The sequence below is a fragment of the Marinobacter flavimaris genome (genome assembly GCF_002933295.1).
Taxonomy (GTDB): Bacteria; Pseudomonadota; Gammaproteobacteria; order Pseudomonadales; family Oleiphilaceae; genus Marinobacter; species Marinobacter flavimaris.
In genome coordinates, this window is record NZ_PSSW01000001.1 from 268,451 (window position 1) to 293,003 (window position 24,553).

Consider the following 24,553-nt stretch of genomic DNA (forward strand, 5'->3'; position numbering starts at 1 on the left):
AGCCATTGGGTGTCAGAGTCTGAATTCGTCGCCGAGATAGACTTCCTTGACCTGCTGGTTGGCCAGGATGGCGTCGGCATTGCCGGAGGCGATGATGTGGCCGCCGGAAACAATGTAGGCATTCTCGCAGATGTCCAGGGTCTCACGCACGTTGTGGTCGGTGATCAAAACGCCAATGCCTTTGTCCCGAAGGTGCCGGATGATGTGTTTGATGTCACTGACGGATATGGGGTCCACACCGGCGAAGGGTTCATCCAGCAGGATAAAAGCCGGCTCCATGGCCAGTGCCCGGGCAATCTCCACCCGTCGGCGTTCACCGCCGGACAATGCCATGCCAACACTGTCCCGGATATGGGTGATGTGGAATTCTTCCAATAACCCCTCGAGCTTCTTCTCCCGCTCTGCCTTGCCCAGCCCCGGCCGGGTTTCGAGGATGGCCATGATGTTGTCGCGTACGGACAGTTTGCGGAAGACCGAGGCTTCCTGGGGCAGGTAACCGATGCCCTGGCGGGCCCGACCATGCATGGGCAGGGGGGTGATATCCCGGCTGTCGATCGTGATCCGCCCGCGATCAGCGGGGACGAGCCCAACGATCATATAGAAGCAGGTGGTTTTCCCGGCACCGTTGGGACCAAGCAGCCCGACAATTTCCCCACTGCGGATTTCCAGGGAAACGTCGATCACCACTTTTTTCTGTTTGTAACTCTTTGCCAGGTTACTGGCTCTCAGAACTGCCATCGGATCCCTGTCTGTCTGTACTGCGTGGCTGAATCACCATCTCTACCCGGCCGCTGCCCTCGCCGGTGTCTGCGCCGCCCTCAGCGGTGACAACCCGGCCGACGGTATCATAATGAATGACATCACCCCGGAACAGGTTGCCATTCTGCTCGATGACTGCTTCCCGTTCAAAGGTCAGCTGGCTGTCGGTGGCAGACCAGGTAATGTTCAGGGCACGGGCATCGGTTTCGCCTTCCCCCTCGCGCGCCGGTTGACGGTATATAGCGGGCGTACCAGAGGCTTCGATCCGGCTCAGGCCGTCCTCGGTCCGGTACAGGACGACCCGCTCGGCAGTCAGGCGGGTATTGCCCTGCTCAAGTTCCACAGCGCCGGTGTAGGTGGCAATGCCCTGGCCGTCATCCAGGCGGGCGGTATCTGCGGTGACCTTGATAGGAGTGTCAGAATCAAGGTCAAATGCAGCCGCCGGGCCGATCATCACGACCGTTAGCAGGGCAGCCATCAGGCGCCGGTATCGGTTAGTTTCCGGTTTCATAGAGTCCTTCCACCTGGGAGTTCAGTTCCAGAATTCGTTCGTCTATCCACGCTTTCATGCCCGTGGCCCGGGTTATGCCGGTAACATCACGTATTTCTACGGGCGCGTCTGTATATACCATGCCCCGGTCGTTATCCAGGGTCAGGCTTGATGTTGTCAGGACGGCGTCCCGTTCGCCAATCGTGCGCTGAACCCGGACATTGTCCGTCAGGTACACCAGATTCTGGTTTTGCAGCAAGCTGCCATTGTCGGCCTCGACAATCCACGGCAGGGCCTCCTGGTCCCCGTACAGCTCGGCCCGGGGAGATTCCATGGTGGCCAGGTTGCCTTCCTCGAACTGCTCAATTCGGGGGCTGGAAAACCGGATCTTGAGATTGCCCGCTTCATCGAAGGAGGTGTACTGACCATTCACCACGAAACCGTCTGGTTCGGCGTCTCCCCGTAGGGCCGCTGCCTCGTCATCAATCACAGGGGGTTCATCGCTGCGCCAGAGCAGGAATACGGCTGCCACCACGGTAGCAGCCAGTGCCAGTGCTCGCAGCCAGGGTCTGTCCAGCAGCCAGTTCATGCCTCGGGCTCCAGATAGGGGGCAAGTGCTGCGTCAAGCCTGCCATGGGCCGTCAGCAGCAAGTCGCAGGCTTCGCGGACCGCCCCTTCGCCGCCCCGGGCAATGGTGCAGTAGTCGGCATGCTGCTGCACCAGCCAGTAACCGTTGGGCACGGTGATGCCCAGTCCGGCGAACCTCAGTGCCGGGAGATCTGGCAGATCGTCCCCCATGTATGCGATGGCCTCGGGGCTGATATCCATGGTGCTGACCAGTTCCTGAAGGGCTACCTTCTTGTCCTCTCGCCCCTGCATCAGGTGGGGAATGCCAAGATCCCGCATGCGCTTCTCGGTCAGGGGGGACTTTCGTCCGGTGATCACGGCCACGGTAATCCCGGCTGCCATCAGTTGTTTCAAACCCAGGCCATCCAGAATGTTAAAAGCCTTGAGCTCATCACCAGTGGCGCTGAAATAAAGTTTACCGTCGCTCATGATGCCGTCGACATCCAGTGCGATCAGGCGGATCTTTACGGCCTTTGCCAACAGCGAATCCGGCCATTGGTGCTTCATATCAAACAGCTCCTCATAGCCCCTAGATAACGCCGGCACGCAGCAGGTCGTGCATATTGATGGCGCCAATCAGACCACCCTGGTCGTCGGTAACGGGGAGGGCGTTGATCTTCATCTCCTCCATTATGTTCAGCGCTTCCGCCGCCAGATGATCGGCCTGGATCGTTTTACCATGCCGGGTCATGACCTCGTTGATGGGCGTATTGTGAATGTCCACCGATCGATCCAGAGTCCGTCGAAGGTCACCGTCCGTAAATATTCCGGTAAGAGTGCCTTTATCATTGACGACGGTGGTCATACCGAGACCCTTTCGGGACATCTCAAGAAGAGCACCGCTCAAGGGGGTATCCTCGTTGACGACTGGAATCTGATCACCGCTGTGCATGATGTCGGAGACCCTGAGCAGCAGCCGACGCCCGAGGCTGCCGCCGGGGTGAGAGATAGCGAAATCCTCGGCACTGAAGCCCCGGGCCTCAAGGAGTGCAACGGCGAGGGCATCGCCCATCACCAGGGTGGCCGTTGTGGAGGAGGTGGGCGCCAAACCCAGTGGGCAGGCTTCCACCATAACGCTGACGTCCAGATTGGCGACGGCTTCCCGGGCCAGTGTGGAGCTGGCATTGCCGGTCATGCTGATCAGCGGAGCGCCCATGCGTTTGATCAACGGCAGAATGGTGACCACCTCGCTGGTGTTGCCGCTGTTGGAAATGGCGATGACCACATCCTGGGAGGTGATCATACCCATGTCACCGTGGCTTGCCTCGCCCGGGTGCACGAAAAACGATGGCGTTCCAGTGCTGGCCAGGGTGGCGGCAATTTTGTTGCCAATGTGGCCGGATTTTCCCATGCCGGTCACAACCACGCGGCCCTTGCAGTTCATGATAACTTCGCAGGCCCGCGTGAACTGGTCGTCGATTCGGCCTTCAAGGGCATCAATGGCGTCGCGCTCAATGCGGATGGCGCGGATGGCAGAAGATCGGAAATCGCTGGGAGTCTGTTCGGTCATCGGGCTTTGGGCCTGGCTGTCGGGACGTTGTAAATGTTGGGCAGAGTATACCATTTTCACCCGGCAACGATGCCCGGTTACCGAAAGTTCAGTCAAACTGATCATTGCTATCAGTACATTTTGGGCACTTTGGATTGAGCTTGCGCGCTCCTTGGCATAATGTAGCCCCTCTTTGAAAGGTAAGGACTATGAATTCACCGGCTTACATATCGCTCAAGGACGTCGTGTTCTCCCGCTCAGGGCGCCGTATCTTCGACGGTGTCAGCCTGGACATCCCCCGCGGAAAAATCACCGCCATCATGGGGCCCAGCGGAACCGGGAAAACCACGCTGCTTCGCCTTATTGGCGGCCAGCTCAGGCCGGATTCGGGCAGTGTTGTGGTGGACGGCCATGAAGTGCCGAAGCTCAAGCGCAAAGCCCTCTACAGCCTTCGGGAAAAGATGGGCATGCTGTTCCAGAGTGGGGCGCTGTTCACCGATCTGAGCGTGTTCGAGAACGTGGCCTTCCCGTTGCGGGTGCACACAAAGCTGCCGGAAGACATGATTCGTGATGTCGTGCTAATGAAGCTTGAAGCCGTCGGATTGCGAGGCGCACGCCAACTGATGCCGTCGGAACTGTCCGGAGGTATGACCCGCCGGGTTGCTCTTGCCCGAAGTATTGCCCTGGATCCCGAGCTGATCATGTACGACGAGCCGTTCGCCGGCCAGGACCCGATTGCCATGGGCGTTCTGGTAAAGCTGATCCGCGATCTGAACAGCTCCATGGGGCTGACCAGCGTTCTGGTTTCCCACGATGTGCCCGAATCCCTGAGCATTTGCCATTACGCCTGCATCATCTCGGACGGCAAGGTGATCGGGGAGGGCACGCCTGAAGAGCTCCGGGCGCATCCTTCCGGGAAGGTCCAGCAGTTTCTCCAGGGGCAGCCGGATGGCCCGGTGCCGTTTCACTATCCGGCCGAGGGCGCCGCCCAGGACTTTGGGTTGTCCGGGGGTGTGTCTTGATTGGCAGAATTGCGGCATTCGGGCGGCTCGGTCTTGATATCGTCTCGTCATTCGGCCGTTCAGGCCGTTTCCTTGCAGGCGTTCTGGGCGGTGTGCCCAGGCCGGCGACCGGTTTCCCCCTTCTGGTGAAGCAGCTGTACGCCGTTGGCGTTCTGTCCCTGGCCATTATCGTGGTTTCTGGCCTGTTTATTGGCATGGTGCTGGGGCTGCAGGGGTATACAATTCTGAGTGATTACGGTTCCGAGGCCGCTATCGGCCAGATGATTGCCCTGACCCTGGTGCGCGAACTCGGGCCGGTGGTAACCGCGTTGCTCTTCGCGGGCCGGGCCGGTTCGGCGCTGACAGCGGAAATAGGCCTGATGAAAGCCACCGAGCAGCTGTCTAGCATGGAAATGATGGGTGTGGACCCGCTTCGGCGCGTCATTGCGCCCCGCCTCTGGGCCGGGTTTATCGCCATGCCTGTGCTTGCGGTCATTTTCTCGGTGGTCGGCATCTGGGGCGGTATGCTGGTGGGTGTAGACTGGCTGGGCGTGTTCGAAGGCTCCTTCTGGGGCAATATGCAGTCGTCGGTGGATTTTGTTGATGATGTCCTGAACGGTGTCATCAAGAGCGTTGTTTTCGGCTTTGTCTGCGCCTGGATTGCGGTCTACCAGGGGTATGACTGTGTGCCGACATCGGCAGGGATCAGCTCGGCGACCACCAAGACCGTGGTGTACTCATCGCTGGCGGTGCTGGGGCTGGATTTCGTGCTGACCGCTGTCATGTTTGGCGATTTCTGAATCAACGATTAACGAGATAATACCGGAGCCGGAAATGGCGCAGAGAACCACTGAAATCATCGTTGGCCTGTTCATGATCGCAGGCTGTGCAGCTTTGCTGGTCCTGGCGCTTCAGGTGAGCGGGCTGTCGCCGAAATCGGCCGAGAGCACCTATACCATTTACGCCAATTTCAACGATACGGGCGGGCTCACGCCCCGCGGTCGGGTCTCGATGGCCGGGGTAACGGTTGGCACCATCGAATCCATCAGCCTGAACACGGAAACCTTCCAGGCTCGGGTCGAGATGTCGATTCATTCGGATGTGGACAATATCCCGTCGGACAGTTCCGCAGTTATACGTACATCCGGCCTGCTCGGCGAGCAGTACATTGATATATCGATTGGCGCCGAGATGGATTCGCTGAAAGAGGGCGATACCTTCTATTCGACACAGTCGGCCATGAACCTGGAACGGCTGATCAGCAACTTTGCATCGGGCCGTTGATTCGGGCCGGAAAGATCAAACAGGAGATCCTGATGTTTGCACTGAGACACCACATTCTGATCGGCCTCTTCATGGCCCTGGCTCTGGTCGCGCCGACCCAGGCGAGTGAAGCGGAGGAGCTTCGCAAGTATGTGGATGCCAACACCCAGCGGCTCGTGGACAAGCTGAACGAGGAGCGCGGACTCTACGAGCGGGATCCAGAGGCTTTTTATAAAAGCATGGATGAGGCTCTGACCGATTTTGTCGACTTCCGCCGCATCGCTGCCAGGGTGATGGGCCGTTACGCACGCCAAACGACGCCTGAGCAACGAGACGAGTTCGTGGCCAAGTTCAAGCGCAGTCTGTTTGACAGCTACGCCCAGGCGCTGGTTAATGCCGAGAATTTCGAGATCCAGGTCAAGGAGGCGACCATCAACCCCCAGAGTGACGATCGAGCCTCTGTGCAGATGGAAGTGATCAGTGCCTCCGGTAATCGCTACCCGGTGACCTATTCAATGTACAAGACGGCGGAAGGCAAGTGGCTGATGGAAAATGTCATTGTTGAGGGCGTCAACATAGGCCTGGCTTTCCGGGATCGATTCGGCCAGGAGATGGAAGAAAACCGCGGCCAGATCCAGGCGGTGATTGATGGGTGGAGCGACGCTGTTGAAAGTCTGAACCTCGATCAGGAAGTCAACCAATCATGACCAGCGGCTCGCCTGTGGTTCAGCTCCTGGACGGCGTGCTCGTCGTTACCGGTGAAGTGAACACAGACACCGTGGTCGGCTTGAGAAAGCAGGGTGAGAAGCTGATCCGTTTGGCTTCTGCCGATCTTGTCGTCGATCTCGATGGACTGGTGACGGCCCACAGTGCTGTTCTCTCAATGCTGCTCTGCTGGCAGCGCCTGGCGCATCAGGCGGGCGTTGCCCTTTCGTTTCGTGGCGTCAGCGGCCGTCTGGCCTCGCTGGCAGCCCTGAGCAATCTTGATGATCAGCTTGAGGGGTTTGGCCCGGAAGCCGTCCATCCCGCCCACTGATTATTCCGGTTTAGCTCCCTTTGTTGACCGGACGCTAAAGCTGACCCGAGCGCCGGAATTGGTTACAATCTCGCCCCTGATTTCAAAACACCCGAGGATTTTCTATGGATGCCGCCCAAGTCACCGAGCTGGTCAAAGAAGCGTTGCCCGGCTGTGAAGTTCAGGTACAGGTTGATGGTACCCATTACCTGGTCGTCGTGGTGGGTGACGTATTCGAAGGCCTGCCGACTATCAAGCGCCAGCAGTTGATCAACAAGGCGCTGTTCCAGCAGATCATGGATGGCTCGATTCACGCCCTTCATCCAAAAGCATTTACTCCGGCCGAATGGGCTGAGCGCCAGGGCTGAACGGTCCGGACAAAACAGGATATTTATTGTGGATAAACTTCTGATCAGAGGGCGCAAGCCTCTGGATGGTGAAATCCGGATTTCCGGTGCCAAGAACGCCGCACTGCCGATCCTCGCAGCAACTCTGCTGGCGGATGAGCCGGTAACCGTAGGCAATCTACCGCACCTGCACGACGTAACCACCATGATCGAGCTTCTGGGTCGCATGGGTGTTGAAGTGATCATTGATGAGAAGATGAGCGTGGAAATCCACGCCAACACCATCAAACACTTCCATGCCCCTTACGAGCTGGTGAAAACCATGCGGGCCTCCATTCTGGTGCTGGGTCCTCTGGTCGCTCACTTCGGCGAAGCAGAAGTATCCCTGCCCGGCGGTTGTGCGATCGGTAGTCGCCCGGTGAACCTGCACATCCATGGCCTGGAAATGATGGGCGCGGACATCAAGGTCGAGAATGGCTACATCAAGGCCAAGACCAACGGTCGTCTGAAAGGCGCGCACATTTTCCTGGATACGGTCACCGTAACCGGTACCGAGAATCTTATGATGGCGGCTGCCCTGGCCGACGGAAAAACCATCCTGGAAAACGCGGCCCGCGAGCCGGAGGTTGTTGACCTCGCCGAGTGTCTGATCGCCATGGGAGCGGACATCAAAGGTCACGGCACCGCCACCATCGAAATCAACGGTGTTGAGCGCCTGCACGGTTGCCATTACAACGTGCTGCCAGACCGTGTTGAAACCGGTACCTATCTCGTCGCTGCGGCTGCAACCGGCGGTAGGGTAAAACTGAAGGATACCCGGGAAGACCTGCTGGAAGCTGTTGTCCTCAAGCTCCAAGAGGCCGGCGCCCACATCAAAACCGGCCCGGACTGGATTGAACTGGACATGAAGGGTAACCGCCCGAAAGCGGTTAGCCTGCGTACAGCGCCATATCCGGCCTTCCCGACCGACATGCAGGCGCAGTTCGCTGCAATGAACGCCGTGGCCGAAGGCACCGGTACCATTGTGGAAACCGTGTTCGAGAACCGGTTCATGCACCTTCAGGAACTGATCCGCATGGGTGCGGATATCACGCTAGAGGGCAATGCCGCGATCATCAAGGGTGTGGACCACCTCACCGGCGCGCCGGTTATGGCCACGGACCTCAGGGCCTCGGCAAGCCTTGTCATCGCCGGCCTCATGGCCGACGGCGATACCATCGTAGATCGCATCTATCACATAGACCGCGGGTACGAGTGTATTGAAGAGAAACTGCAGTTGCTGGGTGCCACCATCCGCCGCCTGCCAGCGTGAAAGACATCTATCCAGACACTACGGGAAACCGGAAGAATCCATGACAGATTCCATAACCATCGCCTTGTCGAAGGGACGAATCCTGGAAGAAACCCTGCCGCTGCTGGCGGAAGCAGGAATCGAACTGATCGACGACGTCAAAAAGTCGCGCAAACTGGTGTTCCCGACAACGGACCCCAATGTTCGGGTTCTGATTATCCGGGCCACAGACGTGCCGACTTATGTTCAGTACGGCGGGGCGGACCTTGGTGTGACCGGCAAGGACGTGCTGATGGAGCATGGTGGGGAAGGGCTGTATGAGCCACTGGATCTGAACATTTCCCGGTGTCGCCTTATGACCGCCGGCCCAAAAGATCAGACTCCGCCATCCGGTCGTATCAAAGTGGCAACAAAATTTGTAAACCTGGCCCGCCGATATTACTCGGCCCAGGGGCGTCAGGCAGACATCATCAAGTTATACGGCGCCATGGAGCTGGCTCCAATTCTCGGGCTGGCCGACGAGATCGTCGACATTGTCGACACCGGCAACACGCTGAAGGCGAACGGCCTCGAGGCCCGGGAACTGATTGAGCACATCAGCAGCCGGCTGGTTGTCAATCGTGCCTCCATGAAGATGAAACACGAGCGTATTAACCCCATAATCGAAAAGATGTCCGCAGCTGTGGATAAACGCCGGACCTGATGTCAGGGCCGGCCAGAGTCAGTTAGTCGTTAATCCCATACAGGATTTGAGTTATGACCGCCAAGATCACCCGATTGAACGCTTCCCAAAGTGACTTTAATGATGCGTTGGCCAAACTTTTGGCCTGGGACGACAGCGTTGATCATCAGGTGAACGAGTCGGTGCGCCATATCCTGCATGAGGTGAAAACCCGGGGTGACCAGGCGGTTCTGGAATTTACCGAGAAATTCGATCGCCTGAAGGTTGGGTCCGTCGCCGAGTTGGAAATGGACCAAAGCCGTTTGCAGCAGGCCCTGGAGGCGATTCCCCAAGACCAGCGGGTTGCCCTTGAAAAAGCGGCTGAGCGAATTCGCGACTACCACGAACGCCAGAACCAGAAGTCCTGGCAGTATGAGGACGAAGACGGAACCGTGCTTGGCCAGAAGGTAACGCCTCTGGACCGCGCGGGCTTGTACGTGCCTGGCGGCAAGGCTGCTTACCCGTCATCCGTGCTCATGAACGCGATTCCCGCGAAAGTTGCCGGTGTCAGCGAAGTGGTGATGGTCGTTCCAACGCCTGATGGTGTGGTGAATGACATGGTGTTGGCCTCGGCAGCGATTGCCGGCGTTGACCGCGTGTTCACCGTTGGGGGCGCCCAGGCTGTTGGCGCGCTGGCCTACGGTACAGAAACCATTCCGGCAGTCGATAAAATCGTCGGCCCCGGTAATATCTTTGTTGCCACCGCCAAGCGTGAAGTGTTTGGCGTCGTCGGCATCGACATGATTGCCGGCCCGTCGGAAATTCTCGTGATCAGTGACGGAAAGACCGATCCCGACTGGATCGCCATGGACCTCTTCTCCCAGGCAGAACACGACGAACAGGCCCAGTCCATCCTGGTCAGCCCGGATGCTGAATTCCTCGACGCTGTTGAAGCCAGTATCAACAAACTGCTTCCAACCATGGAACGTGCCGACATCATCCGCACCTCCATGACCGACCGCGCCGCGTTGATCCAAGTTGCCGACCTGAAACAAGCCGCCGAAGTGTCCAACCGCATTGCCCCGGAACACCTGGAGCTGTCGGTTGAAGACCCCGAGGCCATGCTCGATGACATTCGCCACGCCGGCGCCATCTTCATGGGTCGTTACACCGCGGAAGCCCTGGGTGACTACTGTGCCGGCCCCAACCATGTGCTGCCCACCAGCGGCACCGCACGGTTCTCCTCACCCCTGGGCGTCTACGACTTCCAGAAACGGTCCTCCATCATTGGCTTCAGCGCTGCAGGTGCAGACCGCATGGGTCGAGTGGCGTCGGTTCTGGCCCGTGGCGAGGGCTTAACGGCACACGCCCGGTCGGCGGAATATCGTATTAAAGATTAAAAGACTTCACCCCCTATGTATGCAGGGCGGCGGGCAGGTCACTCTCCGAGAATGTCGGCGGCCATGGATGGCCGACGCCAAGCGCACATGGATGTGCTCGTAGCGGTTCTCGGAGAGTGACCTGCCTGTCGCCCGTCTGCACCAAATGGAGTGCATAATCGATGAGCAAATTCTGGAGCCCCCTGGTAAACGACCTGGTTCCATACGTCCCAGGCGAACAGCCAAAAATGGCCAACCTGGTGAAGTTGAACACCAACGAAAATCCCTTCGGCCCCTCACCAAAAGTCATCGAAGCCATCCAGGCCGAACTGAACGACGGCTTGCGCCTCTATCCCGATCCGGAAGGCGAAAGCCTGCGCGAGACCATTGCGGCTTACCACAAGATAACGCCGGAACAGATCTTCCTCGGCAACGGCTCCGATGAAGTCCTGGCCCACATCTTCTTCGGTTTGTTCCAGCACGGCGAACCGATCCTGTTCCCGGACATCACCTACAGCTTCTATCCGGTCTACTGTGGCCTCTATAACATCGAGAGCAAAAAAGTACCGCTGACAGAAAGCTTTGAAATCAACCCGGAGGACTTCAAGCAACCCAACGGCGGCGTGATTTTCCCGAATCCGAATGCGCCAACCGGTCGGTATCTCGAGTTGCAGCATGTTGAAGAGATCCTGGTGGCCAACCCCGACCGCGTCGTGGTGGTGGATGAGGCCTACATTGATTTCGGCGGCGAGTCGGCAATCACCCTGGTCGACAAATACCCGAACCTGCTGGTCTCCCAAACGCTCTCCAAGGCGCGTTCACTGGCGGGATTGCGCGTAGGCTTCGCAGTTGGCCATCCGGACCTGATCGAAGCCCTGAACCGGGTCAAGAACAGCTTCAACAGCTACCCGCTGGACCGCCTGGCCCTCGCCGGTGCGAAAGCAGCCTACGAGGATGAGGCCTGGTTCCGGAAGTGCTGCGATGACGTGATCTCCGAGCGAGAGCGGGTAACGTCTGCTCTCGAGGGGCTGGGTTTTGAGGTGTTACCCTCGAAGGCAAACTTTATCTTTGCCCGTCATAAAGAGCAGCCGGGTGAGGTTTTGGCGAAAGGCCTTCGTGAGCAGGGCATCATCGTTCGGCACTTCAACAAGCCCCGAATCAGCGAGTTCCTGCGCATCACCATCGGCACTGTTGAGCAGAACGATGCTTTGATTGCTGGGCTCGAATCACTCTAGCCTTTGGGCTAGCGGGCAGCGCAAGGCAGACACCCCTTTCCGGGAAACGCTACGAGCACATCCATGTGCGCTTGACGTCGGCCATCCTTGGCCGCCGACTTTCCCGGAAAGGGGTGCCTGCCTCGCTCGTCGAACTTCTCAGAAATAGTCCGGAGCGATTACTGATGGCTGAACGAAACGACATCCTTAAGAAAATCGGCGAATGGCTGCAGCCAGAGAATTTCCAGGATTACTGTCCGAATGGCCTGCAGGTTGAAGGCACGTCCGAAATTAATACTGTCATTTCTGGCGTAACTGCCTCAAAAGCTCTCATCGAAGCCGCTATTGAAGCAAACGCAGATATGATCCTCGTCCACCACGGTTACTTCTGGAAAGGTGAGGACCAGCGAATCCAGGGCATGAAACGTGAACGCTTGAAGCAGCTTCTCGACAACGATATCAATCTGGTCGCCTACCATCTCCCGCTGGATGACCATCCCGAATTCGGCAACAACCGTCAGCTGGCGGACGTTCTCAATATCAAGAATCCACGCCCGCTCGGCGGTCTGGTCTGGGAGGGTGAGCTGGAAGAAGCGATGTCTCCAGAGAAATTCGGTCTTCACATCGCCAGACAGCTACATCGCGAGCCGCTCTGGGTTGGCGAAGGTCCGGCTGCGATCAAGCGGGTAGGGTGGTGTACCGGTGCTGCACAGGGGTTTATTAACACTGCTCTGGACGCTGGCCTGGATGCCTACATCAGCGGTGAAATCTCCGAGCCGACGACGCACACGGCAAGGGAGTGCGGCATTCATTATTACGCTGCCGGACACCACGCGACTGAACGTTACGGCGTTCAGGCTCTCGGGAAAGCACTAGTGAAGGAGTTTGGGATAACCCACAAGTTTATTGACTGTGACAACCCAGTTTAAAGGTTAGTGCGGACTGAGATTGAAGTCTTCATCTGAGCGGTGATTCATTCTCGAGGCGAATTGCACAGAATCTGACTGGGCGGGGCGGACACCCCTGTCCGGGAATGTCGGCGGCCAAGGATGGCCGACGTCAAGCGCAGATGGGTGAGGCCGAGCGTTTATGAAGCGAAGCTTCATGCGACAGCCGAACGCCAGCAATCTGTGATTGCTGGCCGGACCCGCGTGCGGGTGCTCGTAGCGGTTCCCGGACAGGGGGGTCCGACCCGCCCACTCACTGAAATTAGAAGTCTTACAATGGCCCGACCGCCGAATTAAGGTCAGGCCTTGAACGAATCAGGCCTGCTGAGCCTTATCACCCTTCTTGAGCCCAAAGTCCTCAGCAAGCGTGCCGGAATCCTTAGGATCTGTCTTGGGCGCATAATCCCGCGGCGGCTCGGAAGCGTCCTCGCGAACCTCTTCCAGGCGCTTCTTGGAAGTCTCCTGCGCCAACTCCTCCATCCAGTCTTCGTCATTGCAAAGACGGTTGGCTCCGCGTGCCATATGCTGGTTCACATCGCGGTAGGCATCGTTGAAGCGGCGCAGCAAATGGGCCGACTCCATGAAATGCTCGTTCACCTGGGCCTGGTAGCGGGTATATTCGCTTCTCAGTTCCTCAATCTGCTGTTCCGCCCGGCGCTGCCGAAGCGACGTTCCCTGCCCGGAACGGCCAACAAATACCCCGATGACAATGCCAACAACCAATGCGGCAATCGCTGCCAGAATCAGGTTTGTCATATGCTGTGTCGTCCTTTTACCTAGAAGTGAGCCAAGCCCCTGTTCGACGAGTATAACGCCCCAGGCTCCATCATCCCATGATTGTGGCCTGCGCCAATCGTCGTATTGCTGCCCAGGCGGCCAACGTGGCGAAAAATCGCCAAATGCGAGACAATATGGCGCCCAAATTTACGATCAACTTCCGGGAATACCTTGATGACAGCTGCGATGTCCTCCGAAACCAGTGCGACCATGACCCCTTGGCAACGTTACCAGAAGGATCTTGAACGCCCGGATTTCCAGAAGGACTCGGCCCAGGAAGATGCGGTCAAGCGCCTTCAGTCACTGTACGACAAACTGGTGGAAGCCGAAAGGGATCGCAGCAAGCCCAAGGCCAAACTTTTCCGCAAGCTCAAAAAAGGCAAGGAAGAGCCGGTCAAGGGCCTGTATTTCTGGGGTGGGGTAGGCCGCGGTAAAACCTACCTGATGGACACCTTCTACGAGTCGCTGCCTTTTGATCGCAAGATGCGGGTTCACTTCCACCGTTTCATGCAGCGTGTCCACAGCGAACTCAAATCGCTCAAGGGCGAGAAAAACCCTTTGGAGCTGGTGTCCAAGAAGTTTGCCGATGAAACTCGCGTTATCTGCTTCGACGAGTTTTTCGTGTCCGACATTGGCGATGCAATGATCCTCGCCACACTAATGGACGGTTTATTCAGTCGCGGCGTAACCCTGGTGTGTACCTCCAACATCGTCCCGGATGGTCTCTACAAGGATGGTCTCCAGCGCGCCCGGTTCTTGCCCGCTATTGAGCTCGTCAAAAAGCACACCGATGTGGTCAACGTTGATGGCGGCGTAGACTATCGGTTGCGGACTCTCGAGCAGGCGGAACTGTTCCACTCGCCTCTTGATGAAGATGCAGATGTCAGCCTGCGAAAAAGTTTCGATGCTTTGGCGGTTGAGGCCGGAAAACACAGCAAAACGATGGAAATCAACGGCCGTAAAATTCCGGCCCAGGCGCACGCAGACGACGTGGTCTGGTTCGATTTCAAAGACGTCTGCGACGGCCCACGAAGCCAGAACGATTACATCGAGATGGCCCGGCAGTTCCACGCCATCATCGTCAGCAACGTGCCCGTCCTGGGAAAAGAAAAGGACGATCAGGCGCGCCGGTTCATTAATATGATTGACGAATTTTACGACCGCAACGTTAAAGTCATCATCTCGGCGGCGGCACCTATCACAGAGCTTTACACCGGTGGCCGCCTCGGCTTCGAATTCGAGCGTACCGAATCCCGACTGCTGGAAATGCAGTCCCGGGAATACCTCGAAGCACCGCACAAACCATAAAAAAGAAAACAGCCCTGCGTAGGTCGGATCAGCACAGCGCAATCCGACAAGAACCTGCCAGACAACCAACAGAGAGATTCAGAAATGAGCACAGACAACGTCGTTATCGTGAGCGGGGTTCGTACCCCCATGGGTGGATTCCAGGGTAGCCTGGCCAGTGTCAGCGCAACCGATCTTGGAGCGATCACCATCGCCGAGGCCGTAAAACGCGCTGGTCTGCAGCCCGCGGACGTGCAGGAAGTCATCATGGGCAACGTCCTGCCTGCCGGCCTAAAACAGGGCCCGGCGCGCCAGGCCATGCGCAAGGCCGGTCTTCCGGATCACACTGGGGCTACCACCATCAATAAACTCTGCGGCTCCGGCATGAAAGCCGCCATGTTCGCCCACGATCTGATCAAAGCCGGCAGCAACGACATCATGGTTGCCGGTGGTATGGAAAGCATGTCCAACGCTCCCTACATCCTGCAGGGTGTTCGCAGCGGCTACCGCATGGGCCCGGGTCAGGCACCCCAGGATCATATGTTCCTGGACGGCCTCGAAGACGCCGAAACTGGTCGCCTGATGGGCGCCTTTGCCCAGGAAATGGCGGACAAGAAAGGCTACACCCGGGAAGAAATGGATGAATACGCCATCACCTCCCTCACTCGGGCCAAAAAAGCCATTGAGGAAGGCCTGCTGAAAGACGAGATCATTCCGGTAACCGTGAAAAGCCGAAAAGGCGAAGTGATTGTCGAGGACGACGAGCAACCCCACAACGCCAACATCGACAAGATCCCGAGCCTCCGCCCGGCATTCGCCAAAGATGGTACCGTCACAGCGGCGAATGCCTCTTCGATCTCAGATGGCGCGTCTGCGTTGCTCCTGATGCGCGAGTCCGAGGCTGAAAAACGCGGCCTCAAACCCCTGGCGCGAATCGTCGGTCACAGCACCCAGTCCCAGCATCCTGCCGAGTTTACCTGCGCGCCGGTTGGCGCTATCGAAACCCTATTCGGCAAAACCGGTTGGAGCAAAGACGACGTCGACCTCTTCGAGATCAACGAAGCCTTCGCCATGGTCGCCATGATGCCGATCCGCGAACTCGGCCTCGACCCCGAAAAAGTCAACATCCACGGCGGCGCCTGCGCCCAGGGTCACCCCGTCGGTTCCACCGGCTCCCGCCTGCTGGTCACCCTCATGTATGCTCTTCAGCGTTACGGCAAAAAGAAGGGCATTGCAGCTCTTTGCATTGGTGGCGGCGAGGCTACGGCCATGGCTATTGAGATGCTTTAAGCAGGAATCCTGTATAGCTCTTTTGCTTCGGTTGTTGGACAAGGGGCGGTCGTCTTTCTGAAACACGCCGTAAATACGTCCCTGTAGGCTTGACGGCAGCATCCATGCTGCCGACAGTTTCAGAAAGACGACCGCCCCTTGCCCCTGACAATACGAGAAGGCTTTTCGAGGCACTGGTGCCGAAGCTTCCTTTTGTCGTGAATCTGGTGACATCTGAGTCGCAGATTACATCGGAACTATGGGCGCTGACGTCGGGGTGAGCCTTCCGGGAATGTAGAGGGCCATGGATGGCCCGAAACAAGCGCACATGGATGTGCTCGTAGCGGTTCCCGGAAGGCTCACCCCGGCGGCAGTGCTTGCTCCCAAGTTTAAAGCGAAAAAAACCACCAAAACCAAAGTGGTTGCATCTAATTTTGTTGTCTATAGTGATTCTGTGCGACGGAACCCGGCGGCAAACGGCGTTTACAGGGGGATGATAGCAAAATCATACTTTTGACTGATCAAAGCGCCCGAAGGCGTTAGCTATAGTGCCAACATCACGAGCACTGTGCACGAAGCCTCCAATACATCGTGAACACCAATAATCAGAGCAGCGACTCAGAACAACAATGGAGTAGCCTTCCAATGACAAGAAAAACACATCAATGGCAGCGTTGGACCAAATTACCGCTTGCCGTGGCAGTTGCGGCGGGAGTGTCCGGTCACGCAGCCGCCTATTCGTTCTACGTGGGAGATGTGGAAGCCCAGTTCAACACCACGCTGTCCGCGGGTGCAGGTTGGCGAGTTGAGGATCGAGACAAGCGTCTGATCGCACAGGGTAACCTTGGGCCTGAGTACACACCAGGCGGTGCGCTGGAAAACATTGGCGCGTCCACCAACAACTACGACGACGGTAACCTCAACTTCGAGAGCGGAGACACCTACTCCAAGATCGTCAAAGGTAACAGTGAACTTTACCTCAATTATTACGTTGATAACCCCTATCTGACCCGGGTCGGCGGTCTTCTGCGTGGCCGTTACTGGTACGATTTTGAACTGAAAGACGAGAGCAGGGCAGTAGACTACGTTGGCCAACAGCGCGGGCTGAACCCCGATGCCAAGGACAATGCGTCCGGTGGTGAGATTCTTGACGCCTACGTCTTCTCTGACTGGTATTTTGGCAACGTTCCGGTCAGCTTGCGCTACGGTAAGCAGGTCGTGAGCTGGGGTGAGAGCACCTTTATTCAGGGCGGCATCAACGTTATCAACCCTGTAGATGTGCCCGCCTTTCGCGCACCGGGCTCTGAGCTGAAAGATGCCCTGTTGCCGGTTGAAATGTTCTACATGTCTGCTGGCATTACCGAGAATGTGACGGTAGAGACCTTTGTTCAGGCAGATTGGGAGCCCATCCGTCCAGACGACTGCGGCACCTTCTTCTCGACCAACGATTTTGCGCCCGATGGCTGTGGCCCGGTACTGCTTGCTGGCCAACTGTCAGACTCCCAGGCACTCGCCCAAGGCCTAGTATCTGACCGTGTCGGTGATCGTGAAGCGGATTCCAAAGACCAGTTCGGCGTTGCTCTGCGCTGGTACGTGCCCCAACTGAATGATTCGGAGCTAGGCTTCTACTACATTAAATACAACAGCCGTCTCCCTTACGTGAGCGGTATCGTCCGCGACCCTGCGAATGGTCAAAACCTGCCGCTGTATTTCATTGAGTATCCTGAGGGCATTAACCTCTATGGCGTGAGTATCAATACCACCACCCCGGGCGGATGGTCACTGGGTGCTGAATACTCTTACCGTGACAAACAGCCGTTGCAGTGGAACGCCTTCGAGTTGCTCTACGGTGGCAACGAAGTGGTGAACCCGGAAACTGGCGAGCCAGCCAGTCAGTTGCAGGTTATCCGGGAAGCTGAAGCCGGTGGATCGCTCAACGGCGAAGCTGTAAGAGGTTGGGATGAGTATGGTGTATCTCAGGCGCAGTTCACATTGATCAAGTTCTTCGATCAGGTGATGGGCGCGAGCCGTCTCTCTCTGATCACCGAATTTGGTGCCACCTATGTTCACGACCTTCCGGATTATGACACAGCCCGTTACGGCAGGTCCGGTACTTTTGGTATTGGCCAGTTGCCGGGTGGCGCCTGTGATGGCAGCGGCTCAACCGGACGGGCTTTGAACATCAACACCAACTACTGTAACAACGAAGGCTTCACAACCGACTTCTCGTGGGGTTACCGTACCCGTCTGGTTTGGGATTACCTGGACGCCGTGGCCGGTGTTAACCTGTCACCGCAGCTGGCCTGGAGCCACGATGTTGAGGGCTACGGCCCGCAGCCGGGTGGTGCTTTTAACGAAGGCAGCAAGGCCATTGGCCTGTCTCTGCAGGCGGTTTATCAGAACGAGATTACCGGCAACATCGGTTACACAAACTTTTTCGGCGGCAAGCCGTATAACGAGTTGACTGACCGTGATTTCGTGAGTGCTAGCGTTTCATACTCATTCTGAACCCGGAAAGAATTCGTTGAACGAGGGAATTTAAATGAAACTTAACAAGAAACTACTGGCCACAGGCGTCCTGGCAGCGAGCATGTTTGCCGGCCAGGCCTGGGGTGCGGTTTCTGCTGAAGAAGCGGCCAAGCTGGGTAACTCGCTGACACCGATGGGTGCAGAAAAAGCCGGTAACGGTGGCGCCATTCCTGCCTGGACCGGTGGTCTGACAACGCCGCCTCCCGGCTACAACAATGACGGCATCTATGTGAATCCGTTCGCGGATGAGCAGCCCAAGTTCACCATCGATCAGAGTAACGTCGAGCAGTACAAAGACAATCTGTCCCCGGGCCAGGTTGCGATGATCGAGCGCTACGATGACTACTTCATGCCGGTGTATGAAACCCATCGTACGGCTGCTTATCCTGAAGAGGTCATGGAGCAGACCGTTGAAAACGCGACCACGGTTGAGCTGATCAAGGACGGTAACGGTCTGGGGAACTATCAGTCTGCCACCCCGTTCCCGATTCCCCAGAATGGTCTGGAGGCAATCTGGAACCACATTACCCGTTACAGAGGTGGTTCTGTACAGCGTACCGTTGGTCAGGTGACGCCGACTGAAGGTGGTGAATTCTCTGTTGTGAAATTCCAGGACGAGCTTACCTGGCGTACCTACCTCTCGGATTACAATCCGGACGAGGATGCGAACGTTCTATTTTACTTCAAGCAGGCCATTACCGCTCCGGCACGTCTCGCCGGTAACGTACTGCTGGTACACGAGACCATCGACCAGGTTGCCGAGCCTCGCCGTGCGTGGGTTTACAACGCCGGTCAGCGTCGGGTTCGTCGGGCGCCTCAGGTAGCGTATGACGGACCGGGTACCGCGTCTGACGGTATGCGTACTTCGGATAACTTCGACATGTTCAACGGTGCTCCGGATCGCTACAACTGGGAGCTGGTTGGCAAGAAGGAAATGTACATTCCGTACAACTCCTACAAGCTGACCGATCGCAGTCTGAGCTATGACCAGATTATTCAGGCTGGTCATATCAATCAGGATTACACTCGCTACGAGCTGCACCGTGTATGGCATGTTCGCGCAACCCTGAAAGAAGGGGCCCGCCACATCTATGCCCAGCGTGACTTCTACATTGATGAAGACTCCTGGCAGGCATCTGTCATTGATCACTACGACGGCCGTGGCGAACTCTGGCGTGTTGCAGAAGCCCACAATATGCAGTTCTACGATCAGAACGTGCCCTGGTACGCCATAGAGACGCTGTACGACCTGCTCTCTGGCCGCTACCTCGCGCTTGGTCTGACCAACGAGGAAGAGAATCCGTATGAGTTTGGCGTTGAGCGCCGCTCCAGGGATTACACGCCGGCCGCATTGCGCCGCGCCGGTACCCGGTAAGGGTTCTACAGAAGACCAAAAAACGGCGGGCCTCACGGCCCGCCGTTTTTTTTACACCCTGGAAAACCCTTTCACGTCAAAATTTTGCAGCCCACCCCTCAATTGGTTTAACCTTCTTATCATACTAAAGGCGTACCCGATGTCGGTCGCCATTGAAAAGTCAGTGCAAGATCCACTTTTCCGGCGGTGCAAGGCAGTGCGAGCCGGAGCTAAATGGGGCAGTGCGTGAAACCATTCAATGATGGCTGTGCAGCCAACGACGAATTCCAGTCAGCGAACAGTGGTCTTCAACGGGGCGAGTTAATCAGGGACCTGCTCAGACAACGGGTTCATATTCCCCCGGTTCCGTCCGATTCAATGGTTCGGCCAAAGCTTGATACCAGGATTTCCGAAGCACTGACTTCCAGAGGTGTTCTTTTTCTGGAGGCGCCCTGTGGTTACGGCAAATCCCACGCTGTGGTCAGCGGCCTCGTCAGCGCTCAAATGGCTGCCGATCAAGTCCGCTGGATTACGCTGAACTCCCAGGATAATGCACCATCCCGCTTCCTGACCTTGCTTGCCATTGCCCTGGATCTGCCTGAAACCCCGGAGCAGGGGCTCCATAGCGGCGCCACCTTCTCGGATACCCTTTCGATGATGCAGGTCGCTTTGGCGCGAGAGGGTTCCGGCCAGCCACGGGTCCTGGTGCTCGACAACCTCCAAAATCTCAGCAATCCCGCCGTAGTGGACCTGCTTCAACAGCTGGTGATGGAATTTCCGAGTGGTTCGTCCATCATTCTTATCTCCCGTAAGGCGCTACCTTTCGAAACGCACAGCCTCGAGCTGGAAAACCGTTTCACCCGCATCGGGTCTGAAACGCTTGAGTTTTCCCGTTCAGAAACCTTCGAGTTTTTCCGGTCCGCCACGACGAAGAGCGAACTCACCAGCGTTGCTGTCGATAACCTCTACTATATGACCGAGGGCTGGGCGACGCCGTTGGCGCTGTATCGTCGGGAGGTTGCTCAGAATATCGAGCGCAAACCCATTCAGGAAACACCGAGCGTTGAAAGGTTTTTGAAGGAGTCGGTGCTTGGCAATCTGACCCCGGGGCAGATGCGGTCCATGCGGGGTATTGCAGAACTTGAACTGTGCTCCGATGAACTGTTCCTGGCGCTTGAGCGACTCCTGCCTGAAGCTGGCTTTGTTCCCTCTCAGGCTGCCGAGCGGGGGCTGCCCCTGAAGCCGATGCCGGGCCGTGGTCGCTGGTTCCGTGTAAACCCGTTGTTGCAGGAATGGCTGAAGTCGCCCGTAATGGCCGGTTATTCGGAGCGGATGCTGCAGGCGAGCCGATGGTTTGGCGTGCGCGACCAGTTCCCGGAAGCATTGAAATACGCGCTACTGTCTGGAGATGCCGAGGAAGTCATCCGCATAGCCGCTGAGGGATCAGAGGCTTTGCTGTTGGGTCAGGATACCGCATCGCTCCTGCGCCTTCGAAAGAGTCTGCCGGCCCAGCTCCTGGAACGAAGCGTGCGTCTCAGAATTGTCTATAGCTGGGTTCATGCAATTAGCGGCCAGTTCCGCCAGGCTCGAGCGCTGATTGATGGTCTGGCTGTGACCGACCGACAGGAGCAGGCTGCACGGATTCGTGCCTTGAAAGCGTTTATCCTGCGGGGCGAGGGCAGTGTTGGGCCGGCTTTGGACATGGCTGATGAGGCCCTGGCTGACGGGGAACTCAGTACTCAGGGCCAGCTTGTCACGCAGATGGTCCGTTCCAGTGCATTGTGCGCCGCGGGTCGATTCCCGGAGGCCCGGGAAGCAAACCGGGCTGCGTCGAGACTGGCAAGAGAAGCGGGCGATTCCGGTTCGGAAGCACTGGCGGTTTATGCCCATGCCCGGATCGAACTGGGCAAAGGCGCCCTGAAACATGCAGAGCAATTGTTGCGCACCGGTCTCGATACCGCCATGCAGGAGCTCTCGCGTCCTGCCCGGATTGGTGAAACCCGCCTGCAACTGAATCTGGTGCTTGTGCTTTGGCATCAGGGCCGTGAAGCGGAAGCAGATCGCCTGTTGGTCACCTGTGGGCGACATGCTGAACAGACCAGGGATCTTGGACTGCTGCTGGCGATGACCATTCGTGTCTTGATGTGTCGGGCCCAGGGGCGATTGGAGGATGCGTTTGTCTGGATTGGTCGGGCCGAGCGTACCATGCATTCCTGGCAAGTCGACGAATCCCTGTTCGTACCTGTTCTCGAGGCCCTGAAAGCCAACTGCTGGTTGTCGCAGAATCAGATCGACAGTGCCGATCAGGCGGTTCGAAAGCTTGCTCCTTACCGGGAAGCGGGCTGCGTACCGGAGCTTTTCCCCATGATGCCGGGCTTGCTGGACTGCCTTCAGGTTCGGGTCGACCTGGCCCGCGGTGATCTGATAAAAGCCCGGGAAACACTCCAGGGTATCCGTGAACGATATGAGGGAGCCATTCCATGGGGCGTAGAGCTCCACATGCGCTTGCTTGAGGCTGTGATCGTTCTGGATGAAAAGGGACCGGTGGTTGCCCTGAAGATTCTGTCTACCGTCGTCAATGAGGCTGCTGCAGAGCATTTCATCAGTCCTTTCCGGGAGCTCAGGAACGAATTGCAGGAGCTAATGACGAAGGGCTTTGGTCAGCTTCCCGAGAGTGCGTTTAAAGAGGCGCTGGGCGAGGTGTTCGAGCTGCGTGAGGTCGCGGGTACCCTGGACACCCTGGCGGAGCCCATCAGTGAGCGGGAGCAGGGCGTGCTTGAGCTGATTGCAAAAGGGCTTTCAAACCAGGAAATAGCTGACAAGCTGCATATTTCCCTGCACACGGTGAAAACCCACGCGCGTCGAATCAATGCCAAGCTGGAAGTGAAATCCCGAACCCAGGCTATTGTCCGGGCCCGGGAGCTTGGGCTGCTTTAAGCTCATCGATTCGCGCATCTTTTTCGGCCCAAATCTGGCTCACCCAGCGCTGGAATGCAATCCGGGTCTCCCGGTTGTTTTCGTAATCCATTCCCAGAAACTCGCCTGGAATTTCCCGCGTCCGAACGTCAATAATAATCCTTCGGATTCGCCCGCAAAGGTAATCCCAAAAGCCCGCCCTGCCGTCGGGATATACGATCGTGACATCCAGCATTGTGTGAATCATGTCGCCCATCGCGTCCAGTACAAAAGCCGTTCCGCCTGCTCTCGGTTTCAAGAGGTGCTTATAGGGTGAATTCTGGCGATCATGCTTCTCGGGTGTAAAACGGGTGCCTTCCATGAAGTTGAAGATCGTTACCGGGGTGTAGCGAAACTTCTCGCAGGCAGCCTGGGTGGCCGCTACATCCTTTCCCTTGAGCTCAGGGCGTTTGGCAATCTGTTCCTTGGTGTGGCGATGCATGAACGGAAAATCCAGCGCCCACCAGGCAACCCCCAGAAACGGCACCCAGATCAGCTGTTTCTTCAGGAAGAACTTCAGCAGGGGAATCCGGCTGTTGAGTACATATTGAATGGCGGGAATGTCGGCCCAACTTTGGTGGTTGCAGGTGACAAAGTACCAGTGCTCCCGGCTGAGATTTTCGACCCCGCGAACGTCCCATGTGACCTTGTGCAGAAAATCCATTAGCAGGTTGTTGAAGCCGATCCAGACCCACGCGATGTTGTTCAGAATCACCGTGCAGGCCTTACGAACGGGGTTAAGCGGCAGCACGAGTTTGAGCAGGGCGAATACCAGAAGAACCGGAAACAGCACCAATGTGTTACACAGGATGAGCAGAGCCGCTAAAGTCCCCTTCAGCGGCGCGGGAAGAAAATCGAGCATGGGGTGGAGTCTCTAACCTTCAGCCGGGTTGGTTTTCAGTGATGATTGGCGGGGTAGCAAACCGGTTTCCGCTTCGGTAGAAGCCAGCTGTTCGAGGCTGCCGGGTTCGAGGTTTCTAACCACGCTGCGGAAATCGTCGTCGTAAAACTCCAGGTTGTTGTAGTGAATCATTGCCCGGATCTCTTCAATGTATTCTTCTCCGCGCTCGGAGTAGCCAAGCAGACCCTCTGCAAGCTCCAGGCCTGAGAGAGGGGCATTATCACGGCGGTCTTCGAGGCGGACGTCTCGCAACAACTGATAGGTCGGGTGGCGATTCAGGTTCTGTATGTACGCACGAACCGAGCGGTAGGGTGAGGAGAACTTGGCCACCTCATGGCTCGCGCCCTCTGCTCGGCCGCGGGGAACAAGTCCGCAGCCTTTCGAAAAGCACCACTGGCCAAAAAGGTTATTACCTTTCGTGGCAAACCGGGAGGTGCCCCAGGCGGATTCGTTGGCGGCCTGTGCCAGGATCAGAGACGGAGGAATCACATCGAGACGCTTGCGTAGCAGGGCAAACTGCTCGTCGCTGCCGGGCTCGGCATCCACTCTTAATCGCTCAGACTGTTGGGCCAGCCAATCATACTCCTTGCTGGTCAATGTCTCCTTCGCAGCTAGGCTATCCAGGTAGTCTCGCTCAATCAGAATCCGTGAGTTGGCCAGAACAATCCGTGGGTAGAGAAACGAGAAGAACGCGGCCTTCTTCTCTGTGGTGTCCTGATACTGAGAAAAATCCGGCAGGTCGTCGTTGGCCCAGCTCGGGAGCGGAGGCAGAGAAGACAGTGCGGGTTCGGAGCCTGTGTTATCGGAGTTGATCCGGTCAATACTGGCCTGTGGCGTATAAAAGCCACCGCCGATCGCAAATGCAATCAGGGGGAGCATCAGTATGACGGCCCGTTTACCCGCAGACATAAAACCTCTCGTTTCAATCGATATAGCAATGATTATAACAGGTTATACGAGAGCGTTTGCCAGTTGGGTTTTGTCGGATGCCACTGCCG

The 24,553-nt window shown here is 57.2% G+C and carries 25 protein-coding genes; 17 read left to right on the forward strand and 8 right to left on the reverse strand.

Features of this window, described 5'->3' with window-relative positions:
* Nucleotides 1-12 precede the first annotated feature (12 nt).
* Genes lptB through MDHKLMBL_RS01275 form a run of 5 tightly spaced genes read right to left on the reverse strand, consistent with a single transcriptional unit; the run spans nucleotide 13 to nucleotide 3,386 of the window.
* Nucleotides 13-738, reverse strand: coding sequence for an LPS export ABC transporter ATP-binding protein (gene lptB, locus MDHKLMBL_RS01255; RefSeq protein WP_008170158.1), 726 nt, complete (start codon nucleotides 736-738; stop codon nucleotides 13-15).
* The gene (lptA, locus tag MDHKLMBL_RS01260; protein WP_008170160.1) at nucleotides 716-1,270 is read right to left on the reverse strand and encodes a lipopolysaccharide transport periplasmic protein LptA; all 555 of its coding nucleotides are present in this window, start codon (nucleotides 1,268-1,270) and stop codon (nucleotides 716-718) included. The genes lptB and lptA overlap by 23 nt, the downstream gene beginning before the upstream one ends.
* On the reverse strand, nucleotides 1,254-1,838 hold the full coding sequence (gene lptC / locus MDHKLMBL_RS01265; protein ID WP_008170163.1) for an LPS export ABC transporter periplasmic protein LptC: 585 nt from the start codon (nucleotides 1,836-1,838) through the stop codon (nucleotides 1,254-1,256). The genes lptA and lptC overlap by 17 nt, the downstream gene beginning before the upstream one ends.
* Complete coding sequence (locus MDHKLMBL_RS01270) at nucleotides 1,835-2,383, reverse strand: KdsC family phosphatase (RefSeq protein WP_008170166.1); 549 nt, start codon at nucleotides 2,381-2,383, stop codon at nucleotides 1,835-1,837. The genes lptC and MDHKLMBL_RS01270 overlap by 4 nt, the downstream gene beginning before the upstream one ends.
* A gap of 22 nt (nucleotides 2,384-2,405) precedes the next feature.
* Nucleotides 2,406-3,386, reverse strand: a complete 981-nt coding sequence (locus MDHKLMBL_RS01275; RefSeq protein ID WP_008170168.1) for a KpsF/GutQ family sugar-phosphate isomerase — start codon at nucleotides 3,384-3,386, stop codon at nucleotides 2,406-2,408.
* 188 nt (nucleotides 3,387-3,574) lie between these two features.
* Between MDHKLMBL_RS01275 and MDHKLMBL_RS01280 the strand changes: the two genes are divergently transcribed.
* The 11 genes from MDHKLMBL_RS01280 to MDHKLMBL_RS01330 all read left to right on the forward strand — a co-directional run bounded on the left by MDHKLMBL_RS01280 (nucleotide 3,575) and on the right by MDHKLMBL_RS01330 (nucleotide 12,465).
* Nucleotides 3,575-4,387 carry an ATP-binding cassette domain-containing protein gene (locus tag MDHKLMBL_RS01280; protein WP_053112675.1) on the forward strand — a complete coding sequence of 271 codons (813 nt, stop codon included), beginning with the start codon at nucleotides 3,575-3,577 and terminating at the stop codon, nucleotides 4,385-4,387.
* Entirely contained in the window at nucleotides 4,384-5,166 is a 783-nt protein-coding gene (mlaE, locus tag MDHKLMBL_RS01285) for a lipid asymmetry maintenance ABC transporter permease subunit MlaE (protein ID WP_053112674.1), read from the forward strand. The genes MDHKLMBL_RS01280 and mlaE overlap by 4 nt, the downstream gene beginning before the upstream one ends.
* A 34-nt stretch (nucleotides 5,167-5,200) precedes the next feature.
* Nucleotides 5,201-5,650: an outer membrane lipid asymmetry maintenance protein MlaD gene (mlaD, locus tag MDHKLMBL_RS01290; protein ID WP_053112673.1), complete on the forward strand. Its 450-nt coding sequence runs from the start codon at nucleotides 5,201-5,203 to the stop codon at nucleotides 5,648-5,650.
* A 32-nt stretch (nucleotides 5,651-5,682) separates the two neighbouring features.
* Entirely contained in the window at nucleotides 5,683-6,336 is a 654-nt protein-coding gene (locus MDHKLMBL_RS01295) for an MlaC/ttg2D family ABC transporter substrate-binding protein (RefSeq protein WP_008170176.1), read from the forward strand.
* Nucleotides 6,333-6,665 carry an STAS domain-containing protein gene (locus tag MDHKLMBL_RS01300; RefSeq protein WP_104269930.1) on the forward strand — a complete coding sequence of 111 codons (333 nt, stop codon included), beginning with the start codon at nucleotides 6,333-6,335 and terminating at the stop codon, nucleotides 6,663-6,665. Before MDHKLMBL_RS01295 ends, MDHKLMBL_RS01300 begins: the two co-directional genes overlap by 4 nt.
* A 104-nt stretch (nucleotides 6,666-6,769) precedes the next feature.
* On the forward strand, nucleotides 6,770-7,012 hold the full coding sequence (locus MDHKLMBL_RS01305; RefSeq protein WP_008170179.1) for a BolA family protein: 243 nt from the start codon (nucleotides 6,770-6,772) through the stop codon (nucleotides 7,010-7,012).
* 28 nt (nucleotides 7,013-7,040) lie between these two features.
* On the forward strand, nucleotides 7,041-8,303 hold the full coding sequence (gene murA, locus MDHKLMBL_RS01310) for a UDP-N-acetylglucosamine 1-carboxyvinyltransferase (RefSeq protein ID WP_104269931.1): 1,263 nt from the start codon (nucleotides 7,041-7,043) through the stop codon (nucleotides 8,301-8,303).
* Nucleotides 8,304-8,343: 40 nt separating this feature from the next.
* On the forward strand, nucleotides 8,344-8,985 hold the full coding sequence (hisG, locus tag MDHKLMBL_RS01315) for an ATP phosphoribosyltransferase (protein ID WP_014577730.1): 642 nt from the start codon (nucleotides 8,344-8,346) through the stop codon (nucleotides 8,983-8,985).
* A 53-nt stretch (nucleotides 8,986-9,038) separates the two neighbouring features.
* Nucleotides 9,039-10,343: a histidinol dehydrogenase gene (hisD, locus tag MDHKLMBL_RS01320; protein WP_104269932.1), complete on the forward strand. Its 1,305-nt coding sequence runs from the start codon at nucleotides 9,039-9,041 to the stop codon at nucleotides 10,341-10,343.
* Nucleotides 10,344-10,504: 161 nt separating this feature from the next.
* The gene (hisC, locus tag MDHKLMBL_RS01325; protein ID WP_104269933.1) at nucleotides 10,505-11,557 is read left to right on the forward strand and encodes a histidinol-phosphate transaminase; all 1,053 of its coding nucleotides are present in this window, start codon (nucleotides 10,505-10,507) and stop codon (nucleotides 11,555-11,557) included.
* Nucleotides 11,558-11,721: 164 nt separating this feature from the next.
* Nucleotides 11,722-12,465, forward strand: a complete 744-nt coding sequence (locus MDHKLMBL_RS01330) for a Nif3-like dinuclear metal center hexameric protein (protein WP_104269934.1) — start codon at nucleotides 11,722-11,724, stop codon at nucleotides 12,463-12,465.
* 333 nt (nucleotides 12,466-12,798) lie between these two features.
* On the opposite strand, the gene MDHKLMBL_RS01335 is transcribed toward MDHKLMBL_RS01330, so the two are convergent.
* The gene (locus MDHKLMBL_RS01335; RefSeq protein ID WP_008170195.1) at nucleotides 12,799-13,239 is read right to left on the reverse strand and encodes a Z-ring associated ZapG family protein; all 441 of its coding nucleotides are present in this window, start codon (nucleotides 13,237-13,239) and stop codon (nucleotides 12,799-12,801) included.
* Between the two features lie 231 nt (nucleotides 13,240-13,470).
* Between MDHKLMBL_RS01335 and zapE the strand changes: the two genes are divergently transcribed.
* The 6 genes from zapE (at nucleotide 13,471) to MDHKLMBL_RS01365 (ending at nucleotide 22,636) form a co-directional block, all read left to right on the forward strand.
* Nucleotides 13,471-14,568: a cell division protein ZapE gene (zapE, locus tag MDHKLMBL_RS01340; protein WP_169702221.1), complete on the forward strand. Its 1,098-nt coding sequence runs from the start codon at nucleotides 13,471-13,473 to the stop codon at nucleotides 14,566-14,568.
* A gap of 84 nt (nucleotides 14,569-14,652) precedes the next feature.
* Nucleotides 14,653-15,837 (forward strand): thiolase family protein, encoded by a 1,185-nt coding sequence (locus MDHKLMBL_RS01345; RefSeq protein WP_104269935.1) that lies wholly within the window; start codon nucleotides 14,653-14,655, stop codon nucleotides 15,835-15,837.
* Nucleotides 15,838-16,120: 283 nt separating this feature from the next.
* Nucleotides 16,121-16,333 carry a hypothetical protein gene (locus MDHKLMBL_RS01350; RefSeq protein WP_008170200.1) on the forward strand — a complete coding sequence of 71 codons (213 nt, stop codon included), beginning with the start codon at nucleotides 16,121-16,123 and terminating at the stop codon, nucleotides 16,331-16,333.
* A 128-nt stretch (nucleotides 16,334-16,461) separates the two neighbouring features.
* Nucleotides 16,462-18,324, forward strand: a complete 1,863-nt coding sequence (locus tag MDHKLMBL_RS01355; protein WP_104269936.1) for a DUF1302 domain-containing protein — start codon at nucleotides 16,462-16,464, stop codon at nucleotides 18,322-18,324.
* Between the two features lie 34 nt (nucleotides 18,325-18,358).
* On the forward strand, nucleotides 18,359-19,720 hold the full coding sequence (locus MDHKLMBL_RS01360) for a DUF1329 domain-containing protein (protein WP_104269937.1): 1,362 nt from the start codon (nucleotides 18,359-18,361) through the stop codon (nucleotides 19,718-19,720).
* A 213-nt stretch (nucleotides 19,721-19,933) separates the two neighbouring features.
* Nucleotides 19,934-22,636, forward strand: a complete 2,703-nt coding sequence (locus MDHKLMBL_RS01365) for a LuxR C-terminal-related transcriptional regulator (protein WP_104269938.1) — start codon at nucleotides 19,934-19,936, stop codon at nucleotides 22,634-22,636.
* On the opposite strand, the gene yihG is transcribed toward MDHKLMBL_RS01365, so the two are convergent.
* Both yihG and MDHKLMBL_RS01375 read right to left on the reverse strand, forming a co-directional pair.
* Entirely contained in the window at nucleotides 22,602-23,516 is a 915-nt protein-coding gene (yihG, locus tag MDHKLMBL_RS01370; RefSeq protein WP_104269939.1) for a 1-acylglycerol-3-phosphate O-acyltransferase, YihG family, read from the reverse strand. The genes MDHKLMBL_RS01365 and yihG overlap by 35 nt on opposite strands.
* 12 nt (nucleotides 23,517-23,528) lie before the next feature.
* Nucleotides 23,529-24,464: a glucosaminidase domain-containing protein gene (locus MDHKLMBL_RS01375; RefSeq protein ID WP_008170208.1), complete on the reverse strand. Its 936-nt coding sequence runs from the start codon at nucleotides 24,462-24,464 to the stop codon at nucleotides 23,529-23,531.
* Between the last annotated feature and the right edge of the window lie 89 nt (nucleotides 24,465-24,553).